The organism is candidate division KSB1 bacterium, assembly GCA_022562085.1.
Taxonomy (GTDB): Bacteria; Zhuqueibacterota; Zhuqueibacteria; order Oceanimicrobiales; family Oceanimicrobiaceae; genus Oceanimicrobium.
Genome location: JADFPY010000313.1, coordinates 1 through 5401, shown reverse-complemented (window position 1 = coordinate 5401; position 5401 = coordinate 1). Strand labels below are relative to the sequence as shown.

General features: G+C 45.5%; 7 protein-coding genes. 6 read left to right on the top strand and 1 reads right to left on the bottom strand.

What is annotated here, in order from left to right; translation table 11 throughout:
• A partial coding sequence (locus tag IH879_18990) for a hypothetical protein (GenBank protein ID MCH7677013.1) occupies positions 1 to 143 on the bottom strand: 143 nt, incomplete at its 3' end.
• Between the two features lie 425 nt (positions 144 to 568).
• On the opposite strand from IH879_18990, the gene polX reads away from it, so the two are divergent.
• The 6 genes from polX to IH879_18960 all read left to right on the top strand — a co-directional run.
• Positions 569 to 2305 (top strand): DNA polymerase/3'-5' exonuclease PolX, encoded by a 1737-nt coding sequence (polX, locus tag IH879_18985; protein MCH7677012.1) that lies wholly within the window; start codon positions 569 to 571, stop codon positions 2303 to 2305.
• Positions 2302 to 2898: a cell wall-active antibiotics response protein gene (locus IH879_18980; protein MCH7677011.1), complete on the top strand. Its 597-nt coding sequence runs from the start codon at positions 2302 to 2304 to the stop codon at positions 2896 to 2898. Before polX ends, IH879_18980 begins: the two co-directional genes overlap by 4 nt.
• Positions 2895 to 3161, top strand: coding sequence for a hypothetical protein (locus IH879_18975; protein ID MCH7677010.1), 267 nt, complete (start codon positions 2895 to 2897; stop codon positions 3159 to 3161). Before IH879_18980 ends, IH879_18975 begins: the two co-directional genes overlap by 4 nt.
• Complete coding sequence (locus IH879_18970) at positions 3162 to 3401, top strand: hypothetical protein (GenBank protein MCH7677009.1); 240 nt, start codon at positions 3162 to 3164, stop codon at positions 3399 to 3401. It abuts the gene before it with no gap.
• Positions 3402 to 3640: 239 nt separating this feature from the next.
• On the top strand, positions 3641 to 4624 hold the full coding sequence (locus IH879_18965) for an aldo/keto reductase (GenBank protein ID MCH7677008.1): 984 nt from the start codon (positions 3641 to 3643) through the stop codon (positions 4622 to 4624).
• Positions 4625 to 4686: 62 nt separating this feature from the next.
• Positions 4687 to 5401: hydantoinase/carbamoylase family amidase (locus tag IH879_18960; protein ID MCH7677007.1), on the top strand; the 715-nt coding region annotated here is incomplete at its 3' end.

The following is a 5401-nucleotide window of genomic DNA, read 5'->3' as shown; positions in this document are numbered from 1 at the left end:
ACCCTGAGTTCTCCCGTACCGGGGTCACATCCACCAATAGCAGCCAGCAGAATATAGAGAGACGAGATGAGTAATATATTGATGCAACTCGACTTTTCCCGGACCGTGGTACTCCATTTAGCAACACTTACATGTCTATTCATATTAGTTCCCTCCTTCCTAACCCGGACAAGCCGGAACAAAAAAAGTTGGACACTGATTTTTGCCTGATGCACATTGTTGATTTGAATTCTCTCATTTCAAACCCAATAACTTAACAATGACTGCTTTGTTACTTAATTCCAATTTAATACATGAGTCACAAATAAGCAACAAAAGATGAGAAAGTAACAGAAAACATATGAGAAGAAAGAGAAATTGAAACGCCCTAACTTACTTTAATTATTTGCCCTTAGTTTGCCCTGTATTTTCTCTCGTTTTCCTGTGTAGGATTTTTATATAAATCCTGCCGCCACATTCCCTCCATCTCAATTAACCAACCTCAAATATTTCTTCTTGCTTTTAAAAGCAACGTTAGGTATTATTTTTAATCATTTTTTTTTCATCCTATTTTAGCAGTTCGACTAATATGGACAAAAAACAAGTCTCCGCGATCTTTGAAGAAATCGCCACCCTCCTCGAACTTAAAGGCGAAAATTTCTTCAAAACTCGCGCTTATGAAAGAGGCGGCCGCACGATTTTGAGCCTCAGCGAGGATATAAGCGAGCTTGTCGAGTCCGGAGAAATTCGAAAAATCGATGGAATCGGTTCGGCTTTGGCGGATAAAATCACCGAGCTGATCACCACCGGAAAACTGGAATACTACGAGAAGCTCAAGGACTCCATTCCGCCGGGACTGGTGGAAATGACCGCCATACCAGGGTTCGGTCCAAAAAAAATCAAGAAAGTTTATGACGAGCTCGGCATCAAAACGATAGCTGAATTGGAGAAAGCCTGCAAAAAAGACCGGCTGAAAGATTTGGAAGGATTTGGAAAGACCACCCAGGACAATATTTTGCAGGGAATCGAGTTTCTTCGAAAACATAAAGAGCGCCATCTTTTTCACCACGCCCTGATGGCCGCACAACCGCTGCTTGAAGCAGTTAAAAATCATCCCAAAGTCTTTCGCGCAGAATTAGCGGGCAGCTTACGCCGAAAAAAAGAAACCATTAAAGACATTGATATTGTGGCTAGCGCCAAGGACGAGGACGTGGAAGAAATTATGAAGTTTTTTTCCACCCAACCGGGCGTAAAAAAGGTGACCGGCAAAGGACCCACCAAGTGCAGCGTGGTCTTGGAAAAAGGTATCAACGCGGATTTGCGAATCTTGCCGGATGACAAATTCGCTTTTATCCTGCATCATTTTACCGGCTCTGCTGAACACAACACGGCGATGCGAAGTCTGGCCAAAAAGATGGGCATGAAAGTGAGCGAATACGGCCTTTTTAAAAACGAAGATGAATTGATTCCCTGCAAAGATGAAAGGCAAATTTTCGCTGCCCTGGGGTTGTCTTACATCCCCCCGGAGCTGCGTGAAGACAACGGCGAAATCGAGGCAGCCGCTGAAAATAACATCCCCAAAATGGTTGAGCTTTCCGACATTAAAGGCATTTTGCACTGCCACTCGACCTGGAGCGACGGCGCTAACACACTCGAAGAAATGGCGCTGGCCACCAAAAAAATGGGCTACCAATATTTCGGAGTTTGTGACCACAGCGAGATCGTTGTCTACGCCCGTGGTATGACTCCCGAACAGGTAAAAAAACAGCATGCCGAAATCGATGAGCTCAATAAAAAATTCGATGACTTCAAAATCCTCAAAGGCACCGAATGCGATATAATCAACGACGGCTCCCTCGATTATCCTGATGAAGTCCTGGCGACTTTCGATTTTGTGGTGGCGTCGGTGCACACCAATTTGCACATGTCAGGGGATGACGCAATGAACCGAATCATCAAAGCGATGCAGAATCCTTACGTCGATATTCTCGGCCACCCGACCGGACGGCTGCTGTCCGGCCGCGACGGCCTTTCCCTGGATATGTATAAAATCATTGACGCCGCCGCTGAATATAACGTAGTCATCGAACTAAACGCCAGCCCGCACAGATTCGACATCGATTGGCGCTACTGCAAATACGCCAAAGAAAAAGGCGTTTTGATCAGCATCAATCCCGACGCCCACAGTATCGACGGTTTAAACGACATGAAATACGGCATCGGCATCGCTCACAAAGGCTGGCTGGAACGGGACACCATTTTTAATGCCCTTTCATTAGCAGAAGTCGAAAAGTTTTTTAAAAGAAAGCGAGCGAAACTCAAATGAGTAAATCTAAAAGCAGCGAATTGTTTTGGGGAGTCCTTCTCATCACCCTGGGAGTTGTCTTTTTACTGGACAAACTCGACATTATGGACATCGGTGATTTTTTCAGAATATTTTGGCCGGTTATTTTAATTGCCGTCGGGCTTAGATTAATTCTGAAAAGAAATGCCGCAGCTATGGCAAGCGGAAGTCAAGAAAACCTAACACCAAGTGATGAGCAAACTGTCAAATATTCAAAAGTGTTCGGAGATGTGAAATTGCGGTTTGAAAGCCAGGATTTTAATGGCGGCAGCATCAGCACGATGATTGGTGAAATTGCTCTCGACCTGTCGCAATCAAATATCAAAGCCGGTGAAAAAATTCTCAGGCTCAGCGGCGTCATTGGCGAAATTTCCGTCATTTTACCTAAAACACTCAAAGTAAGCGTGAAAGCAAATGTCACTATCGGAGACATCAAAATCCTGGACACAACCGATGATGGATTTTTTATAAATCGCACCTACCAATCCGAGGGTTACGAAACTGCGAAAAAAAAGCTTTACATCTCCGTTTCGCAAGTTATTGGAGATATTGAAATCAGGAGAAGCGCCAGTTGACTATTTTGGATCTTTACAAACCCTTTCGCCGCAACTCCTACCCGATTATTTCACTTCTGCTGATCGGGACGCTGACTTATTTCTGGATAATAAGAAATTTCACCTATGAAGGTTTAATACTCGTTACGGCAATCGCGGTATTTCTGTTGTTCAATTGGGTTTGGCTAAAACCGGGACGTTCTGATATCTCGGATGCAAAAACCGTGTTCAATGCAATCGGAGACGGCAAACCAACTTTCCTGAATATTTATTCGAACACCTGAATGGGCTGCGTTGAGAGCAATCCCATCGTGAAATGGGTGCAAAGAAAAATCGGCAGCGACATAAATTTCTTTCGACTGGATCTTCGGACGGGTTCGGGAAAAGAGGTGATGGCCAAATTTAATATCTCTTTGAATTCAGCCTATTTGATTTTTGACCAGACCGGCAAAGAAATCTGGCGAAGTTACGCCATGCCCCTGAATGGCAGAAAAGCGGTGAGAATTTTAGAAAGTCTTCTTTGAAATTCCTCTTTTAAAATACTGGTCTTTTGTTTTGTCATGCCGGTATGTTCTTAAGCCGGCATCCAGGACTGGATTCCGGCTAAAAGCATGCCGGAATGACACAAAGGAGAAACCGAATCAGGCTAAAAACAGGATAGCCAATTTTTAACCGCACACTCCCAAAATTAAAACCATTTGATTTTTAAGTTTTCTTTGTATTTATTCTTACTTCTAAACTCTCTACCAAAAAAAAACAACAATTGCAATACACAAACTTAGGGAAATCCGGTCTGCAGGTCTCCCGCCTTTGCCTGGGCTGCATGACCTTCGGCTCTAAAAAGTGGCGGGAATGGGTGATCGAAGAACCTGACGCACGGAAAGTGATTAAGAAAGCCCTGGAACTCGGGATCAATTTCTTTGACACTGCAAATATGTATTCACTGGGCGTAAGCGAAGAAATCGTTGGCCGGGCGCTAAAGGATTTTGCCAGGCGAGACGAAATTGTCCTGGCCACAAAAGTCTATTTCCCGATGAATGATCTGCCCAACCAGGGCGGACTTTCGCGCAAACACATTTTCTCTGCAATTGACGCCTCGCTAAAACGCCTCGGCACGGATTACGTCGATTTGTATCAAATCCACCGCTGGGACACCAACACACCGATCGAAGAGACACTTGAAGCTTTGCACGATTTGGTAAAGATGGGCAAAGTGCGCTACCTCGGCGCTTCCAGCATGTTCGCCTGGCAGTTTGCACAATCGTTGTACCTGGCGGATTTAAATGGCTGGACGCGTTTTGTCAGCATGCAAAATCACTACAATTTGATTTACCGGGAAGAGGAACGTGAGATGATTCCTTTGTGCCGAGCCGAAGGAATTGGCCTGATTCCCTGGAGCCCACTGGCTCGCGGATTTTTTGCCGGTAATCGAAACAAGCAGGGCAGCGGCGAAACAATCCGGGCCAAAAAAGATGACTTTTCCCGGAAAATGTATTCTTTCGATGATCAGGATTTTACCATCGCTGATCGAGTTTCTGAATTAGCAAAACGCAAAAGTGCAAAGCCCATTCAAATCGCACTTGCCTGGGTTCTGCATCAAAATGGAGTCACGTCGCCAATCGTCGGCACAAAAAATATCGAGCAGTTAAAGGAACTTGCAGCCGGAGTTGAGATAAATCTTTCTGACGAAGAGCGAGCACTTTTGGAAGAGCCCTATAAAACCCGGCCTATCTCCGGCCATGAATAAAATGCTTTTAGATTTGATTCTTCTTTTATTTACTCATTGAGGGACAATTTATGAAAACACTAATGCGGGCACTTGGCCTTATTTTTTTACTTTCTCTTGTCGGGCATTTAATCGCCGCCCCGACTTCCGATGCAAAAAAGCTCAGGGTTAATTCCGGGAGAATTAAAACCCGAATTCTGCAGCTCTCGGAGTTCGGGAAAAACCCCGAAGGTGGCGTCAGCCGGGTTGCTTTCAGCCAGGCGGATATTCAAGGGCGAGAGTACATCATGACGTTGATGCGCGAAGCCGGCCTCAAGGTTAGGACGGACGCGGCCGGAAATATTCTTGGCCGCAAAGAAGGTCTCGATTCAAATTTACCGCCCATCGTTTTTGGCTCTCATATCGATTCGGTTCCCGGGGGCGGCAATTACGACGGCGATGTCGGTGTGATTGGCTCAATTGAATGTGCGCAGGTTTTACATGAAAATAACTTTACCACACGCCACCCCCTCGAAGTTGTAGTTTTTTCAGATGAAGAGGGCGGTCTGGTTGGCAGCCGCGCCATGATCGGCAAGCTGACGCCGGATGCGCTGCAAGTGGTAAGCCATAGCGGCAAAACCATCCGCGAAGGCATTCGAGCAATTGGCGGCAATCCGGATAAACTTTCGGAAGCGCTTCGGGAAAAAGGGACTATCAAAGCGTTTATCGAGCTGCACATTGAACAGGGCAGTTTTTTAGATGACAAAAAAATAGAGATTGGCGTTGTCGAAGGCATCGTTGGCATAAATTGGTGGGACG

Coding starts and splice junctions, on each gene's coding strand:
- polX (MCH7677012.1), top strand. CDS start 569: ATGGACAAAAAACAAGTCTCCGCGATCTTTGAAGAAATCGCCACCCTC.
- IH879_18980 (MCH7677011.1), top strand. CDS start 2,302: ATGAGTAAATCTAAAAGCAGCGAATTGTTTTGGGGAGTCCTTCTCATC.
- IH879_18970 (MCH7677009.1), top strand. CDS start 3,162: ATGGGCTGCGTTGAGAGCAATCCCATCGTGAAATGGGTGCAAAGAAAA.